This window comes from Mucilaginibacter puniceus (genome assembly GCF_054783175.1).
The window spans coordinates 41589-59747 of sequence record NZ_BAAGRB010000001.1; the positions used below are offsets into that span (position 1 = coordinate 41589).

The 18159-nt window shown below is 41.2% G+C and carries 17 protein-coding genes; 16 read left to right on the plus strand and 1 reads right to left on the minus strand.

Translation table 11 applies throughout. The annotated features are described in order from the left end of the window. The first annotated feature begins 1 nt into the window (after position 1). The 16 genes from ACYVJ6_RS00180 (at position 2) to ACYVJ6_RS00255 (ending at position 17301) form a co-directional block, all read left to right on the plus strand. Positions 2-892 (plus strand): sugar phosphate isomerase/epimerase family protein, encoded by an 891-nt coding sequence (locus ACYVJ6_RS00180; protein WP_460692024.1) that lies wholly within the window; start codon positions 2-4, stop codon positions 890-892. Positions 893-898: 6 nt separating this feature from the next. Then, positions 899-2014, plus strand: coding sequence for a Gfo/Idh/MocA family protein (locus tag ACYVJ6_RS00185; RefSeq protein ID WP_460692025.1), 1116 nt, complete (start codon positions 899-901; stop codon positions 2012-2014). 361 nt (positions 2015-2375) lie between these two features. Next, positions 2376-2948, plus strand: a complete 573-nt coding sequence (locus ACYVJ6_RS00190) for a hypothetical protein (RefSeq protein WP_460692026.1) — start codon at positions 2376-2378, stop codon at positions 2946-2948. Between the two features lie 54 nt (positions 2949-3002). Then, positions 3003-4100 (plus strand): pepsin/retropepsin-like aspartic protease family protein, encoded by a 1098-nt coding sequence (locus ACYVJ6_RS00195; RefSeq protein ID WP_460692027.1) that lies wholly within the window; start codon positions 3003-3005, stop codon positions 4098-4100. Between the two features lie 150 nt (positions 4101-4250). Next, on the plus strand, positions 4251-6413 hold the full coding sequence (locus ACYVJ6_RS00200; RefSeq protein WP_460692028.1) for an alpha-glucuronidase family glycosyl hydrolase: 2163 nt from the start codon (positions 4251-4253) through the stop codon (positions 6411-6413). A 67-nt stretch (positions 6414-6480) separates the two neighbouring features. Next, positions 6481-7218: a YdcF family protein gene (locus tag ACYVJ6_RS00205; RefSeq protein ID WP_460692029.1), complete on the plus strand. Its 738-nt coding sequence runs from the start codon at positions 6481-6483 to the stop codon at positions 7216-7218. Positions 7219-7320: 102 nt separating this feature from the next. Further along, positions 7321-7842, plus strand: coding sequence for a YceD family protein (locus ACYVJ6_RS00210; protein WP_460692030.1), 522 nt, complete (start codon positions 7321-7323; stop codon positions 7840-7842). 16 nt (positions 7843-7858) lie between these two features. Then, complete coding sequence (gene rpmF, locus ACYVJ6_RS00215; RefSeq protein WP_460692031.1) at positions 7859-8050, plus strand: 50S ribosomal protein L32; 192 nt, start codon at positions 7859-7861, stop codon at positions 8048-8050. Positions 8051-8065: 15 nt separating this feature from the next. Continuing rightward, entirely contained in the window at positions 8066-9001 is a 936-nt protein-coding gene (gene plsX, locus ACYVJ6_RS00220) for a phosphate acyltransferase PlsX (protein WP_460692032.1), read from the plus strand. Between the two features lie 11 nt (positions 9002-9012). Then, positions 9013-10011, plus strand: a complete 999-nt coding sequence (locus ACYVJ6_RS00225) for a beta-ketoacyl-ACP synthase III (protein ID WP_460692033.1) — start codon at positions 9013-9015, stop codon at positions 10009-10011. A gap of 179 nt (positions 10012-10190) precedes the next feature. Further along, on the plus strand, positions 10191-10664 hold the full coding sequence (accB, locus tag ACYVJ6_RS00230) for an acetyl-CoA carboxylase biotin carboxyl carrier protein (protein WP_460692034.1): 474 nt from the start codon (positions 10191-10193) through the stop codon (positions 10662-10664). Between the two features lie 147 nt (positions 10665-10811). Further along, positions 10812-12152, plus strand: coding sequence for an acetyl-CoA carboxylase biotin carboxylase subunit (accC, locus tag ACYVJ6_RS00235; protein ID WP_460692035.1), 1341 nt, complete (start codon positions 10812-10814; stop codon positions 12150-12152). 53 nt (positions 12153-12205) lie between these two features. Next, complete coding sequence (tatC, locus tag ACYVJ6_RS00240; RefSeq protein WP_460692036.1) at positions 12206-13066, plus strand: twin-arginine translocase subunit TatC; 861 nt, start codon at positions 12206-12208, stop codon at positions 13064-13066. A 17-nt stretch (positions 13067-13083) separates the two neighbouring features. After that, positions 13084-13521, plus strand: a complete 438-nt coding sequence (gene rpiB, locus ACYVJ6_RS00245) for a ribose 5-phosphate isomerase B (protein ID WP_460692037.1) — start codon at positions 13084-13086, stop codon at positions 13519-13521. A 329-nt stretch (positions 13522-13850) separates the two neighbouring features. Beyond that, a complete protein-coding gene (locus ACYVJ6_RS00250; RefSeq protein WP_460692038.1) occupies positions 13851-15239 on the plus strand; it encodes a LutB/LldF family L-lactate oxidation iron-sulfur protein in 1389 nt (462 codons plus the stop codon). A gap of 94 nt (positions 15240-15333) precedes the next feature. After that, a complete protein-coding gene (locus ACYVJ6_RS00255) occupies positions 15334-17301 on the plus strand; it encodes an alpha-ketoacid dehydrogenase subunit alpha/beta (protein ID WP_460692039.1) in 1968 nt (655 codons plus the stop codon). A gap of 132 nt (positions 17302-17433) precedes the next feature. Here ACYVJ6_RS00255 and ACYVJ6_RS00260 read toward each other — a convergent pair whose 3' ends face one another. Further along, positions 17434-18045: a SprT-like domain-containing protein gene (locus ACYVJ6_RS00260; protein ID WP_460692040.1), complete on the minus strand. Its 612-nt coding sequence runs from the start codon at positions 18043-18045 to the stop codon at positions 17434-17436. Positions 18046-18159 lie beyond the last annotated feature (114 nt).

Sequence of the window (18159 nt, forward strand, 5' to 3'; positions counted from 1 at the left end):
TATGTCATTACAATTAAAATTTGGTGTAAGTACCTGGTTATGGACATCGCCATTCCAAACTTCGTCTATTGATGAGCTTTTTGCCAAAATAGCCGGCATGGGTTATGATATCGTGGAGATAGCGGTTGAAGACCCAGAAATTATAGATGGACAAAAAGTTAAACAAGCGTTAGCCACTTACGGGCTTAGAGCCATTGTATGCGGAGCGTTTGGCCCCACCCGCGATTTGACTAATGAAGATACTGCCGTTCATGCCAACTGCTTTAAATACATTGAGGCGTGTATGGACCTTTGTGTTTTATGGGGAACTTCGTTTTTTGCGGGCCCTATGTATTCGGCTGTTGGCAAGGCACGTATGCTGCCGCCCGAGCAACGGAAAAAGGAGTGGGACCTGGCTGTAAAAAACCTAAAGATCGTATGCGAGATGGCTGCATCACGCGGATTAGACATCGCTTTAGAGCCGCTTAACCGTTTTGAATCTGACCTGGTTAATACAGCCGAAGATGTGGTAAGAATGATAAAAGATATTGATCATCCGTCTGCAAAAATATTACTGGATGGTTTCCATATGAATATTGAAGAGCCAAGTTTAGAAGCCGCCATAAAACTGGCAGGCGATAAATTGATACACGTACAGGTAGCCGATAATTATCGGGGCACACCGGGTACGGGCCAAACCAACTGGAACGCTTATAGAACCGCTTTGGAGGAGATCAATTACCAGGGCGCTATATCCATAGAAAGCTTTACACCACAAAATAAAGAGTTGGCACAGGCGGTATGCATCTGGCATCCTTTGGCCGAGAGCCAGGACAAATTTGCTATTGATGGCCTGGCATTTTTAAAACAATGGGCGGCACAGCCGGCTAAAATTCAACAATACAGTTTATAATATATCATGGAGAACAAAACAATTAACATTGCTATAATCGGCTTAGGTTTCGGAGCCGAGTTTATTCCAATTTACCAGCGTCATAAAAACGCTAATATGTATGCCATTTGCCAGCGCGATGAGAAAAAGCTGAATGAAGTAGGCGATGCTTTTGGCATTGAAAAAAGATATACCAATTATGATGAATTACTGCTTGACCCGAAAGTGGATGCCGTACACATCAATACGCCTATACAAAACCATGCAGAGCAATCTATAAAAGCATTAAGGGCAGGCAAGCATGTGGCTTGTACCGTACCAATGGCTACAACAGTTGAAGAATGCCGCCAGATTGTTGAGGCCGTTCAAGAAACCGGGTTGACCTACATGATGATGGAAACCGTAGTATATAGCCGCGAGTTTTTATTTGTAAAGGAATTATACGAAAAAGGTGAACTGGGTAAACTACAGTTCCTGCGCGCATCGCACCAACAGGAAATGGCTGGCTGGCCGGGCTATTGGGAAGGCCTGCCGCCAATGCACTATGCTACACATTGCGTGGGCCCGGTAGTAGCGTTAGCAGGTGCCGATGCCGAATATGTATCCTGCTATGGGTCTGGTACTATTGACGAAAACCTGATCAGCAAATACGGTTCGCCTTTCGCTATTGAAAGCTGCCATATTAAGTTTAAAGATTCTGATTTGGCTGCCGAGGTAACACGCTCATTATTTAATACTGCCCGCCAATACCGCGAGAGCTTTGATGTATATGGTTCAAAAAAATCTTTCGAGTGGACGTTAATTGAGCATGAGCAATCTGTTATACATACCGGCGAAACACCTGAAAAAGTAATCATCCCTGATTACGCACATTTATTGCCTGAGGAGATACAATCATTTACTACAGGTGGTGTATATGATGCAGATAGTAACCAACACCTTTCATTTATACAGGGATCGGGCCACGGTGGTTCGCATCCACATTTGGTTAATGAATTTGTACAGGCGTTGGTGCAAAACCGTCAGCCATTCCCTAATGCGCGGCAATCGGCAAATATTACCTGCGTAGGTATTTTAGCGCACGAGTCGGCCATGAATGGCGGCGAAAAGATCAGCCTGCCTGATTTTACATTGAATAAATAACCATTTATTATATTGATTGATTGTTAAGCCCTTTTCATAATTGAAAAGGGCTTTTGTTTGCAGATGTTTTTAATCTAAAATGTTAACGTTTGTTAAATTTAAGTTGGGTAATAAATTACTTATAATCAAAATGTTATTATTGTCCACTTAGTTTATCATGCCAATGCATACAATCAATCCCGGGCAAATAAATAAATGGAAATACAGGTGCTTTCTCAGTAGCGCAATTGTCATTATTGCCCTAATAATTAGCAACAGTGCTAATTGCCAGAATAGGTTAAACGGGCGGATATTTGAATATAAAACACGGAAACATCTTCCTTATATACGTATTGAAAATTTAAATACTTCCGCTACCACCTTGTCTGATACAGCTGGTAAATTTTCTATCGCAGCAAAACCGGGGGATAAGATTGTATATTCAGGCATAGGGTATTTGGCAGATACAGTTTATTTAACCAAAATAAAGGATGCAGAGGTTTTTTTACTGGTAAATATGCTGGATGATGTAAACATAAAAAGCACAAAAATGAACCTGGGGTATTTAGGCCTTCCGCCTTTACTGGCACCATTTGGCGGGGAAACCCTTGTTTACACAACTGATAAAAATCGCAATTATGTGGGCGGCGTTACATTAAAATTATGGAATAAACGACTTAATGAAAAAAGCGATAATAAAGTACAGGAATTTCAATTGCAGGCAAAGATAGGACAGATATTTTCTGCTCAAAACTTAAAAGATTATCTACCCATCAGCGGGCAGGAAATGACTAACTTTATTATTCTTTATACACCGGATATTAAAACTTATAAGCAAATAACTAATCTGTTTTTATACTTAAATACTTGCTATAAAGAATTTATCAAAATACCTGTTGAAACGCGCCAATCGAAAGAGTTTTTAGATTTGAACGGTCAATCAAAACAAAATTGAGGTTCTGTACGCTTTATTTTAGTATTTTCGATATCTATTTGTTTAAAGTTCAGCATGAAGAAAAGTTGCTCTAATTATTTTCTTTACCTCGTTATAGCCTGCTCGGTTGTTATTACTTCTTGTAAAAAAGATAATAAACCAACTGAACCGGTAATTACTAATTACGCTACCATTGGCCTATATCAAAAATCACTAGTCGAAAATGGAATTACCTATAAGAGGGTATTTACCGGCGTTACAATAGGTAGTTCAACGCAATCTTATCCCGCTATTTTCGATACCGGCTCAACCGGGCTTACAGTTGATGCCAGAAACCTGATACCTGCTGATAAAATAAAAGATTATGGCATAGAGGTCGGCGGTGATAGTACTATTTATAATGGTATTACGGTTACTTCATTTAAAGGCGTTATAAGTTTTGGTGGCGGTGCATCGGGTACAACCCATCAATATGGTCATTTAGCTTACGCCAGTGTAACTATAGGTGATGGTAATGGTAGCGTGAACGTTAAACGCATACCTTTTTTTCTGTATTATAAGGTAACAGATGGAAATGGCAACAACATTTCTTTTAATCCCCATGAAATCAATGTATTCGGTGTAGGTCCTGGGTACAGCTATGCAAACAGTGCTATAGGTAGCCCTTTAAGTTATTTCACATTGCCAACTGGGGTAACTAATGGCTTCAAATTAGCCTTGTTTACCACTCCTTTTACTCCAACCCCTACTTATGTGCCGGGTTTGGTAACTATTGGTTTAACGCCAACAGATTTAAATTCATCAGGCTTTAAAATGCACAATCTTGATAATTATCCAACAGCGGGCGGTTATTCACCAAACATAAGAGCTACTTTAACATTTAATAATAAAACGATAAATGCTTTTTTATTATTTGATACCGGCGATCCTGCCATTACTTATTTGGCTGACCCTGTTGCTACTGGTGTAACTACCCTGCCTGCAGGTACGGTGGTATCATTAACCACTAATAATGGATTCAGTTATCAGTATACTACTGCGACCAGTAGTAATGTTACACAAGTAGTAAATAGTTCAAGCGACCCGCGCAGCATTTTTAGCATTGATTTTTTTGTTAAAAATGAGTATTTGATGGATTACCAAAACCACCGCATAGGGTTGAAGAACAATTGACGTTGTAATCGATTGCAATTTTAGTTGTTTGTACATACCTTAGTGCCGTGTTATGCATACCGCATATTTAACCAATTAATTAAAATTAACCTTAGCTAATGTACTGTCCCTGGCATTGCTAACGTTCATACTATTTAAAATCTATATTAAATGAAAAAGTTATTTTACCTTTTGTTGTTAGTTAGCTGCACTGTGCAGGCGCTTGCCGAAGATGGCTATCGCCTATGGCTGAGGTATGACAGGATAGCCGACAAGGCATTATACAACCAGTACAGACAATCCATTACGCAACTGGTATTTCCGGGTAATTCTGAAACATTACAGGCTGCTCAAAAAGAGTTGGGCATGGGCTTAAATGGCCTTTTGCAGTTAGAACTTCCGTTAGAAGCCAACGCTACAAAAGGTGGCGCGTTAGTAGTTGGTACACCGGTAACATCTAAATTAATAGCGGGATTGCCCCTTGCCGCGGCTTTAAAAACTGCAGGTAAAGAAGGTTATGTTATACGTACTGTAACTATCAATGGCAAGCCTGCCAGAGTAATTGCGGCTAACACTGATATTGGTGTAATGTATGGGGTGTTTAACTTCCTGAAGTTACTACAAACCGAAAAAAGCATTAAAACATTAGCTATAGTTGAGGCGCCAAAAATTAAAACCCGTATCAATAACCATTGGGATAATTTGGATGGTTCTGTTGAACGTGGCTATGGTGGTAAGTCCTTATGGAACTGGGCAAAACTGCCCGAGATCGAGCAACGTTATATAGACTACGCCCGTGCAAATGCCTCAATAGGTATTAATGGTACCGTGTTAACCAACGTTAATGCCAACGCACAAATTTTAACGAAAGATTACCTGCTAAAAGTAGCGGCATTGGCTAAAGCATTCAGGCCATATGGTATTAAAGTATATTTAACAGCAAGGTTTAGCGCCCCTATTGAGCTAAAGGGTACAACTACTGCTGACCCGCTTGACCAGGGCGTACAGCAATGGTGGAACAACAAAGCCATTGAAATATATAACCTGATACCCGATTTTGGCGGCTTTTTGGTTAAAGCAAATTCCGAAGGACAGCCCGGTCCGCAAAACTATGGTCGTGGTCACGTGGAAGGAGCTAATATGTTTGCCGATGCTTTGGCGCCACACGGCGGAATAGTAATGTGGCGGGCATTTGTGTATGATGATAAAGTAGCGGATGACCGTACCAAGCAAGCTTATAATGAGTTTCAGCCGTTAGACGGTAAGTTTAAAAGTAACGTAATGATACAGGTTAAAAATGGCCCGCTTGATTTTCAGCCCCGCGAACCATTTAGCCCGTTATTTGGTGCTATGCCAAGAACTCCGGAGATGATGGAGTTTCAGGTTACTAAAGAATATTTGGGATGGGCAACTAACCTGGTTTACCTGGCACCATTGTGGAAGGAAACTTTAGAATCTGACACTTATGCTAAAGGCAAAGGATCAACCGTGGCTAAAGTTATTACAGGCGAATTAGAGGGGCATACACAATCGGGCATAGCCGGTGTAACCAATATTGGCAATGATATTAATTGGTGTGGTAATAACCTATCGCAAGCCAACTGGTACGCTTATGGCCGCTTGGCCTGGAACCCCGAACTTACATCGGCAGGCATAGCTGATGAGTGGTTGCGTATGACCTTTAATAACGACGAAACTTTTATTGAACCTGTTAAACAAATTATGCTAACCTCAAGAGAAGCCGCGGTAAACTATATGACACCGCTTGGCTTAACTCACCAAATGTCGCGCGGTGGCCATTATGGCCCTGGCCCATGGGTTACCGGTGGCAGGGCTGATCAAACATCCATCTACTTTAACAAAGCCGATGCGGTAGGTTTAGGTTTTGACCGTACTTCAAAAACAGGAAGCAACGCGGTGAGCCAATATAACTCGCCGCTTAAAGAGATGTGGGATAACATTGCGACTACACCCGAGAAGGATCTATTATGGTTTCACCATGTGCCATGGGATTATAAAATGAAATCGGGCAAGACGTTATGGATAGAGTTAATAGAGCATTATAATAAAGGGATTGAAAGCGTTAAGCAAATGCAAAAGGTTTGGAATTCAATGGAAGGAAAAATTGATGCCGAGCGTTTTAAAGATCAGCAGCGCGCATTAGATATCCAACTGGAAGATGCCGAAATATGGAAGGGGGCTTGTTTGCTATACTTCCAAACGTTTTCAAAAATGCCTATCCCTGCCGAGTTGGGTATACCAAAACATGACCTGGAATACTATCAAAAATTAAGGTTAACCAGCGATAAAAGAAAGCTGGAAGGCGAGCAATAATTTATAACTTAAAGCCCTTAGCACACAGCTAAGGGCTTTTATTTTTATATTAGTTGAAAATTACCCAATGTATTTTTTCTTTTCAAAGGTCCTGCTCATATTAATACTTCCTTTAACCTGGATATTGATATTATTATGCTTTTCTTTATTCAGTAAAAGCAAAAAATGGAGATACCGTAGTTTAGTTGCCGCTATTGCGCTTTTAGTATTATTTACCAATCCGTTTTTATTTAATCAATTTGCACAAAGCTGGGATATAGCACCCTATAAACCCGATAATAAAAAGTACAGTTGTGCCATTGTATTAGGCGGATTTTCATTAAGTGATGGCAGCGGAAATGGGTTTTTTAGCCCGGGTGCAGATAGATTCATACAAGGCATAAAACTACTTTCAACCGGGCAAACATCGCATTTATTAATCACAGGGGGTAGCGGTAATTTGATTCAGGGCAAATTCAGAGAAGCTACATGGGTTAAAAAGCAATTACATGAATTTAATTACCCCGATAGTGCTGTTTTGATTGAAAGCGCATCAAGAAATACGTTAGAGAATGCTATGTTCTCAAAATTAATACTTGAAAAAGCTAACCTGCACCCACCCTACTTATTAGTTACCTCTGCCTATCACATGCGTAGGTCATTGATGATATTTAAAAAAAAGGGTATAGATGTTATTCCTTATCCGGCTAATTATATATCAATAGGTAAACCAACCGTAAGTGATTTAATACCTGACGCAAGTGTTTTATCATCCTGGAATGTTTATATTAAAGAGGTTGTTGGCTATGTGGCCAATAGTTTTTAGCAGGTTTAACACAGCCACTATACCTTGCTATTAAAACAGGTTAAAAAAAACGTTTTTCAATTATAGGATTTTTACCTACATTTGCGGGCTAATTGTTGCTCATTGAAATCGCTTAAAAATTATTCCATCCCTTTTACAGGACTTGCATTAGGGAAGCACCTTTTTGAGTTTGACATTACAGATGCCTTTTTTGACGAGTTTGAATACTCGCTGGTTAAAAAGGCCGATCTGAAATGTAAGGTTGAGTTAGAAAAACAGGAAACAATGCTTATCCTTGATTTTAACATAACCGGCACAATAGATGCTAACTGCGATAAGTGCCTGTCGCCCTATCCGCAAGTGCTGGATATACAGGAGCAGCAGATAGCCAAGTTTAGCGACGAGGCAGTTGCTGAAGATGATGAGATCATCACCCTGGGTAAAAATGAGCATCAAATTGAGCTTGCGGGCTTAATATATGAGTATATAAACGTTGCAGTGCCATTTATATTAAGTTGCGGCAACGAGGGGAACACCCCATATTGTGATAAAGAAATGCTTGCTGATTTAAGCAAGCTGACGGAAAATAATGAACAAAACGAGAGTACTGACCCACGCTGGGATGCTCTTAAAAAATTTAAATGATTAATAACTAAAAGTTATGCCACATCCAAAACGTAAAATATCCAAATCAAGAAGGGATAAACGCAGAACCCACGACAAAGCGGTAGCTCCTACTTTAACTACCTGCAAAACTACGGGTGCTATACATTTACCACACAGAGCATATACTGTTGATGGTAATGTTTACTACAACGGTAAATTACTTATTGAAAAAGCAGCAGTAGCCTAACCCTAATTTTCTAAAATGAAGATTGGCTTAGATATTATGGGCGGTGATTTTGCTCCCGAAGCGGCAGTTTTAGGGGCAATTTTGGCTTATAAGGAGATTTCTGATTCAAAGCTGGTACTCATTGGAGACAAGGATGTAGCTGTAAAAATTTTGCAGGACAATAATTTTGATCCTGCAAATTTTGAGTTTGTACATACTACCGAGATTATTGGCATGGGCGAACACCCTACCAAAGCTATTGTTCAAAAACCAAACTCAAGCATTGCTGTTGGCTATAATTTGCTAAAAGAGGGCCAAATACAGGCTTTCTCATCGGCAGGTAATACCGGTGCTATGCTGGTTGGTGCTATGTTTAGCGTAAAAACTATTACCGGGGTATCTCGCCCCGCTATTACCACTATTGTGCCTAAGCTAAAAGGCGGCTTAGGTGTTTTATTGGATGTAGGTGCCAATGCTGATTGCAAACCTGATAATTTATTACAGTTTGGCATATTGGGCAGTTTATTTTGCGAATTTATTTATGGCGTTAAAAACCCAAGGGTTGGCCTTATAAATATTGGCGAGGAGGAAGAAAAAGGCAATATGCTTAGCCTTGCTGCCCATCTCTTGCTGAAAGAAGAAAAGCTTATAAATTTTGTAGGTAACGTTGAGGGCCGCGATCTGTTTACAGATACGGCTGATGTATTTGTATGCGATGGATTTACAGGTAATGTTATTTTAAAGCTTGCCGAATCATTTTATGTAATTTCATTAAAAAAAGGTTTTAACGACGAATTTTTTAACAAGTTTAATTACGAGCAATACGGTGGTAGCCCAATTTTGGGGATAAACGCGCCGGTTGTTGTAGGTCACGGAATTTCAAATCCTGAAGCTATAAAAAACATGGTTCTTCTGTCAAAAAATATGATTGAAAGCAACCTGGTAAATAAAATGCAGCAGGCTTTTCAATAAAAAAATAAAATATGAGTAAAATTCATGCTGCTATTACTGCAGTAGGTGGTTACGCCCCGGAGTACATACTCACTAACGACGAGCTGTCGCGCATGGTGGATACAAACGATGAGTGGATAACTACCCGTACCGGGATAAAAGAGCGGCGGATATTAAAAGGCGAGGGCCTGGCAACATCTGACCTGGCTGTACCCGCAGTTAACGAATTACTACGCAAACGCGGCATAGGTGCCGAAGAAATTGACCTTATTATTTTTTGCACAACCACACCTGATATGCCTTTTCCGGCTACAGCCAATGTGTTTGCACATAAAATTGGCGCCATAAACGCCTGGGGTTTTGATATGCAGGCAGCCTGCTCGGGCTTTGTATTTGGCCTGGCTACCGGCGCACAGTTTATTGAAACCGGCAAACACCAAAAAGTATTGGTAATTGGTGCCGATAAAATGTCGTCAATAGTTGATTACGAGGACCGTTCAACCTGTATCATATTTGGCGATGGTTGCGGCGCAGCATTGCTGGAGCCTGACACCGAAGGTTACGGTATTATTGATACCGTATTAAAAAGCGATGGTGCAGGCATTCCGTTTTTACACATGAAAGCCGGCGGCTCATTAAAACCCGCCAGTCATGCAACTGTTGATGCCCGCGAGCATTATGCTTACCAGGAAGGTAAAGCAGTATTTAAATTTGCAGTGACTAATATGGCCGATGTTGCCGCCGAAGTAATGGAGCGCAACAATTTAGAAGCCGATGATATTGCCTGGTTGGTACCACACCAGGCTAACAAGCGTATTATTGATGCTACCGCCGCACGTACGGGTGTTAGCGTCGATAAAGTAACTATAAATATTGAGCGTTACGGTAACACCACTAATGCTACCATACCTTTATGTTTATGGGAGTGGGAGAAGAAATTTAAAAAAGGGGATAACCTGATATTGGCCGCTTTTGGCGGAGGCTTTACCTGGGGATCGCTTTATTTAAAGTGGGGTTACGATAGTAAATAATTAATATGCAAATAGGCAGATGCGTCCCAATAACTATCCGGATGCAGATGCTTGCAAATTTGATTGGAACATTTTTATAATATAACTTGTTAAACAATAATTAAATAATCTGCACATTTGCATATACGCACATCTGCACATTTAATAATAACCATTATCCAAAACCAACAAATCTAAATATGGATATTAAACAAATTCAGGAGCTTATACGCTTTGTTTCAAAATCAGGCGTAAACGAGGTTTCGTTAGAGCAAGATAATTTTAAGATCACCATAAAAACTAATCAGCCGCAAACGGTAGTTAATGCAACTATCCCGGCTCCGCAACCTGCTGTTGCGTTGCCTGCTGCAGCTGCTCCGTCACCAGCTACTCCTGCCGCACCAGCTGCCCCTGCCGCTGCTGACACTTCAAACTATATCACTATCAAGTCGCCAATGATTGGTACTTTTTACCACTCACCAACGCCTGATAAGCCGGTATTTGTTAATGTAGGAGATGAAATTAAAGCCGGTACTGTTGTTTGTATAATTGAAGCTATGAAATTATTTAACGAGATCGAATCAGAAGTATCTGGCCGTATCGTTAAAATATTGGTTCAAAATGCATCGCCGGTTGAATACGACCAACCTTTATTTTTAGTAGAACCTATTTAGTAGTTGATTAGGTGAGTGGTTGATTAGTGAGTAGTACTTATCAACCTATTAACTTAACCAGCTTTTAGTTTAAAGTGAATGGTTGATTAAGAGAGTAGTTAACTCAATCAACTTAATCAACTCAATCAACCCAATCAACTTTAAAAGATGTTTAAAAAAATATTAATAGCTAACCGCGGAGAGATTGCCCTGCGAATTATTCGCACCTGTAAGGAAATGGGTATTAAAACAATAGCTGTATATTCTACCGCTGATAGGGAAAGCCTGCATGTGCGTTTTGCAGATGAGGCCGTTTGTATTGGCCCCCCGGCAAGTAAAGATTCTTATTTAAATATTCCTAATATCATATCAGCAGCCGAGTTAACCAATGCGGATGCAATACACCCGGGTTACGGTTTCTTGTCTGAAAATGCTAAATTTTCGGCTATTTGTGCTGATTATGGTATCAAATTTATTGGTGCCACTGCTGATCAGATAAACGCTATGGGCGATAAGGCATCTGCCAAAGAAACCATGAAAAAAGCGGGTGTACCAACCATCCCCGGATCTGAAGGTTTATTAACGGATGTTAAGCAAGGCATAGCTATCTCAAAAAAAATAGGCTATCCGGTAATACTTAAGGCAACTGCCGGTGGTGGTGGCCGTGGTATGCGTGTGGTTTGGAAAGATGAAGAGTTTGAAGCTGCCTGGGATTCGGCACGTGCCGAATCTGGTGCCGCGTTTGGTAATGATGGTATGTATTTGGAAAAATATGTGCAGGACCCGCGTCACATCGAAATACAAGTAGTAGGCGACCAATACGGTAAAGTTTGCCATTTATCAGAGCGCGATTGTTCTATACAGCGCCGTCACCAAAAATTGGTAGAAGAAGCTCCATCACCTTTTATGACAGAAAAACTGCGTAAAAAAATGGGCGAAGCCGCTATTAAGGGCGCAAAAGCGGTAAAATATGAAGGTGCCGGTACAGTAGAATTTTTGGTTGATAAGGACCGTAATTTTTACTTTATGGAGATGAACACCCGCATACAGGTAGAGCATCCGGTTACTGAAGAGGTTATCAACTTCGACTTAATAAAAGAACAAATAAAAGTAGCCGCGGGTATACCTATATCGGGTAAAAATTATGAGCCAACAATGCATGCCATTGAGTGCCGTATAAATGCCGAGGATCCGTTTAATAATTTCCGCCCATCACCGGGCAGGATAACCAACTTCCACTCGCCGGGTGGCCATGGTGTACGTATTGATACGCATGTGTATGCCGGTTATACCATTCCGCCTAATTACGATTCAATGATTGCCAAAGTAATTTGCTGCGCGCAAACGCGTGACGAAGCTTTGAGTACCATGGAGCGTGCATTAAGCGAGTTTGTGATAGAGGGTGTAAAAACAACTATACCATTCCATTTAAAATTATTGCAGGATCCAAACTTTAGGGCAGGCAATTTTACCACCAAGTTTATGGAGACGTTTGATTATTCGGAATAATAAAACCATTGCCCCGAAATAAAACGTAAATAGCATTCCATAGGGATAGAAAAATGAGCGATAACAAAATAGTAAAGGCAATAAAGGAAAAGGGAAAAACTCTGGAATCCGAAATGTCATTTTTTGAGCATTTGGAGGCTTTGAGGGGACATCTTATTCGCGCTGCTATTGCTATAGTTGTATTTACTACACTGGCGTTTTATTTTTCTGATTTTCTTATAGATAAAATAATATTTGGGCCAAAAGAGGCAGACTTTTGGACCTACCGAATGATGTGTAAGATGGGTAATGCTTTACACATGGAAGGCTGGTGCATAGATAAAATAAACGCAGATATTATCAGCACCGAATTGGGTGGCCAGTTTAACCTCATGATCAACTCATGTATCATGGCGGGTATTATTTTAGGTTTCCCCTACCTGTTATGGGAATTATGGCGGTTTATTAAACCCGCCTTGCATGATAAAGAAAGAAAAGCGGCATCGGGTTTTGTTTTTTATGCATCTGCTTTATTTATGACGGGTATCCTATTCGGATATTTTATTATTGCTCCGTTATCTATAAAATTTCTATCCGGATTTACGGTTAGCGATTCCATTAAAAATACATTTACCATTGATTCCTATTTGTCTACCGTATTAACACTTACGTTGGGTAGCGGTATAGTATTTGAGTTACCTATATTAATATATATACTGGTTAGTTTGGGTATACTAAGTGCGCCATTTATGCGCAAAACACGCAGGTATGCCATTGTGATTATTTTAATAATAGCTGCAATTATAACACCAACACCTGATGCGATAACCATGATGGTTGTTGCCTTCCCATTATTAATGTTGTATGAAGTGGGTATTTTAGTGGCTGTTGGGGTTGAAAAACGCAAAGCGAAAAAGGAATTAATGGTTAGTTAGCCAACACATAGGTAATTATGAAAAGCAAATTAAAAATTGCTATTGGTGCCGATCACGCCGGATTTGAATATAAACAAGCTTTACAAGAGTTAGTGTCGCAAACGCACGAAACCAAAGATTTTGGCACCTATTCTGCCGAGTCTGTTGATTATCCTGATTTTGCGCACCCGGTTGCTAACGCGGTAGAGAGTGGCGAGTTTGACCTGGGTATATTAGTTTGCGGTAGTGCCAATGGCGTGGCAATAACCGCCAATAAACACCAGGGTATACGGGCCGCCATTTGCTGGCAGGAAGAACTGGCGGTTTTGGCGCGCAGTCATAACAACGCCAACATAGTTTGCATACCGCAACGATTTATAACTATTGAAGAAGCAAAAAAAATTATACAAGCTTTTTTAACCACTGATTTTGAAGGCGGGCGCCACGCCAACCGGGTTAATAAAATGACCTGCTAAAAAGGCGGAAAGCTTAAAGATATTAAATAGTAAAGCGACAGGTAAACCCCGTCGCTTTTTTGTTCAGGGAATCATTTTTAAACTTTCGGGCATTGTTTGGCTAAAGCCCTTTTGTTCTTATCAAAACCTCCGTCCCATAAATGGGACGGCAATGAATATTCAACGTTACTTTCAGCAATTTCCAATTCATTGCCGTTGGCTTCAGCCAACGGCTTATAAAAAAACACTATATGGCTTTAGCCAAATTTTTATAGTTGGGTTTAAAAACGATTTCTATGTTTTTTGTTAAAAGATGTTTTTATAGGGCTTAAAAAAATTATCTTCGCTATATGGGAACCGTTGCCGAAGAGTTTTTAGTAGACGCTGACAATAAGGCATTTGATATAGATCATAGGCGTATTATCAATTACAACGTTGGTAAATACGATGCTGCTGTTTCACGCGGGCTATCACGTATCATCAATGTTGAGAATGCCAAACGCCGCGGGCACGTCATTAAATGGAAGATGATGGAGAACCTGGATAAGGTTTTACCCGAGTTTGAAGCCAACTTTCAAAAGCGTGGCGGCAAGGTAATTTGGGCAAATGATGCTAAGGAGGCCAATGCCGAAATACTAAACATCCTCAAAAAAGTAAACGCCAAGGCCATTATCAAATCCAAATCAATGGTTACGGAGGAGATTCATTTAAATGAATTTTTGGAAAGTAATAACATTGAGTCGCTGGAATCTGATCTTGGCGAATACATTGTACAATTGCTGGGGCAGAAGCCTTACCATATTGTTACCCCGGCTATGCATCTTTCAAAAGAAGATATCGCCAAACTATTTCATGAACGCTTTGGCTCGCCCCTGGATGCAACTCCGGAGCAGTTAACTTTAAAGGCCCGCGAACTGTTGCGCGAAAAGTATTTGCAGGCCGATGTAGGTATAACCGGTGCAAACTTTATTATTGCTGATACCGGTAGCATTGCTATTAGCGAAAACGAGGGCAATGCGCGCTTAACTACCACGTTTCCTAAAATACATATCGCTGTAGTGGGTATCGAAAAGGTGATACCGTCGATGGCCGACCTTGACCTGTTTTGGCCCATGTTGGCTACGCATGGTACAGGGCAAAACTTAACGGTGTATAATTCCATTTTTAGCGGCCCGCGCCAGCCCGGCGAAACCGATGGTCCCGAAGAAATGTATGTAATATTGCTGGATAACGGGCGTACCAACCTATTAGCCCAAAAAGATCAGCGCCAGGGGTTATATTGCATCCGTTGCGGGGCTTGTTTAAATGCCTGCCCGGTTTATAAAAACATTGGCGGGCATACTTACAATACGGCTTATAGTGGTCCAATTGGCTCCATCATCACCCCACATTTGCAGGGGATGGAAAAATTTAAACACCTGAGCTATGCATCAAGTTTATGCGGCAAATGCAGCGAGGTTTGCCCGGTAAAAATTGATATACATAAAATGCTATTGCTTAACCGTCGTGACGCGGTTGACCAAAAACTGATAGGCTGGAAAGAACGTTTTGGCTGGGCCATGTGGAAGCGGGGAATGCTGAGCCGCAAAATGGAAGATTTTTTTAGTGGCAAAACCAAGAATTATTTTATAAAATTGTTGTTTAAAATGAGTTGGGGCCGGTTTAGGGGAATGCCTAAAGTAGCCGAAAAATCATTTACACAGCTTTGGCAGGAGAAAAACCAGGCCGGGAAAGAGTAACATCACCTATTTTTTGGGATAATATTTTAACAAGGCAATGCCCCTGTAAAGGATGGCTTTGCTTAAATTTTTTAGTGAATAGCGAGTACAATTAATGGTTTTTGACAGGCAAAATTTAGATCACAACATGCTGGTAACTTTATATAAAAAGTTGCTGTTTACCCGTATTGTGGAAGAAAAAATGCAGTCATTGGCTCGTTATGGAACTATTGAAAAATGGATACCCGGTATTGGCGGCGAAGCCATTGCCGTAGGCAGTGCACTGGCATTAAGCAGTGATGATTATATTTTGCCCACCCATAATGTAGGCGTGTTTTTAGCGCGCGATGTGCCTTTTGTACGTTTAATGGGGCAATGGCAGGGTAAACCATCAGGTTATAGCAGAGGGCGCGATACTTCATTAGGTATAGGATTACAGCATTATAAAATAATGGGGGCATCGTCGCATTTACAGGCGCAGGCATCAGTAGCCAACGGCATAGCCCTTGCTGATAAACTAAATCAGCAACAGCGGGTAACTTTAGTATTTGTGGATGAATGTGCTACCAGTCGCGGCGATTTTCACGAAGCATTAAACATTGCCGCGGTATGGAACCTGCCTGTTATTTTTTTGGTAGAGAATAACAGCGCGTCTACATCCACCCCAAATGAAGAACAATATCGCTGCGAGCAACTGGTGGATAAAGCCATTGGCTATGGTATAGAGGGGCGGCATATTGATGGTAATAATGTACTGGAGGTGTATAATACCGTTACCGAAATAGCCAACGATATACGCCAGCACCCGCGCCCGGTTTTATTAGAATGCGTAACTTTTAAACTGCCACAATATGAAGAAGGTAGTACAGAAACCATTACCCAGGAAATACTTGACCATTGGCAGGCTAAGGACCCGGTAAAAAATTACGAAAAATATTTATTCCCCGAAGTATTGAGCCTGGAGTGGCTATCCTATTTAAAAAGTGAATTTAATGCACAGGTAGATACCGAAGTGGGGAGAGTGTTAAATGAACCTGCAATACAATCAGACCCGGAAACTGAGTTGAAAGATGTTTACCGCCAACACGCCTTGCCAACTAACCTGCCCTCTAAAAATCCATTAGTGGTTAAACGATATGGTGATGCTATAACCGATGCGTTAAATCTAAGTATGGCCAAACATAACCACCTGGTAGTATTAGGGCAGGATATTGCAGGTATAAAGGGCGGGAAAATTATTGATAGCATATTAGAAAGACACGGGAAAAACCGCGTTAAAATTAAACCCGATTGCGACCCCGGCATATTAGGGACAGCTATGGGATTGGCTTTAAATGGTTATAAAGCTGTGGTTGAGATGCCAACTGCCGATTGCATGAGCAGTGGTTTTAACCATGTGGTGCATAACCTGGCAAAAACACATTACCGCTGGGGACAAAATATAGATGTGGTGGTGCGTATGCCGGTTGGATCGGGTATGGGTGCAGGTCCGTTTCACTCGCAAACTAACGAAGCCTGGTTTACTAAAACGGCGGGATTAAAAGTGGTTTATCCGGCCTTCCCGGTTGATGCCAAGGGATTGTTGATGGCCGCTATTGACGACCCTAACCCGGTGATGTTTTTTGAACATAAATACTTGTATGAAAATTTAACCGGACAGTTGCCGGAAGGCGAGAACTATATAGAGATAGGCAAAGCACGTATAGTTAAAAAAGGCGATTGGGCCACCATCATTACTTATGGCATGGGTGTGCATTGGGCCTTGGAGTATCTGGCCAATCATCCCGACTATTCCGTCGAGATCATCGACCTGCGCAGCCTGCAACCCTGGGATAAGGAAACCGTGGAACAAAGCATTAAAAAAACCAGTCGCGTATTGATATTGCACGAAGATACCCTTACCACCGGTTTTGGTGCCGAAATAGCCGCGCACATCACCCAGCACTGGTTTACGCTGTTGGATGCCCCGGTAATGCGCTGTGCCAGCCTGGATACGCCTGTGCCGGCTACCAAAGGGTTAGAAGAACAGTATATGGCAAAGGCAAGGTTGGATAAGGCGATGGATGAGTTGTTGACGTTTTAATAAGCCTACCCACCCTGTCATTTCGAGCATAGCGAGAAATCTATACACGTGCAATATGAACGGGTGTATAGATTTTTTCGCTACGCTCAAGAGATAGTTCTCCTCGTTCCTCGTTCGAAATGACAATCTCTTTTAATTATCCACCAACTCCACCTCCGCCACCGGGCTAAACAAATAAACCCGTTTGGTTGCTATCTCAATACATTTATAACGCTTACGCAGTTTTTCTTCCTTACGAAAAACGCGGCCATCCTTTAATTTGAATACGGCTTTCATCGGCAGTTTTTCTACCGTATGAATATCCTCTTTTGGCGCGTCATATTTACGTAGCGAACGATACAGAGTTAGATCAGAGCAACTGGAGGCGGCCGGGTTGTTTAAATAGCTTACTATAGCATGTTTCACATCCGCAGGGAAAATATCCTTCTCAAAAAAAGGCTGCATCATTTTTTTAAAATTGTTTTTCCACTCGGTGCCGTGTGGTTTGGCTTTTTGTTTATGCTCGTTCCAGGTATGCAGGTGGGCAAACTCATGTACGGTAGTTACCAAAAAAGCGTAGGGGTTCAAATCATAATTGACAGATATACGGTGCCCCTTGCCCGAGTGCGGGGGGCGGTAATCGCCAAACTTGCTGCCTCGGTTGCGCGATATCTTAAACTCGCAATTAAAGTAGTCTATCCAGCGGCCAATTAAGGGTGCCGCGTCAGGCGGAAGATACTTTTCTAATACTTTTACTTTGTCCAATGTTACCTCTGTTTCAAAGATACTTTATTAGGCAGAAAGGCGAAAGCAGAAAGGTAAAAGGTTTGTAATATAATTGAAGTAGGCTGGGGCTGTGCGATTCCTTCCTTGGGGAAG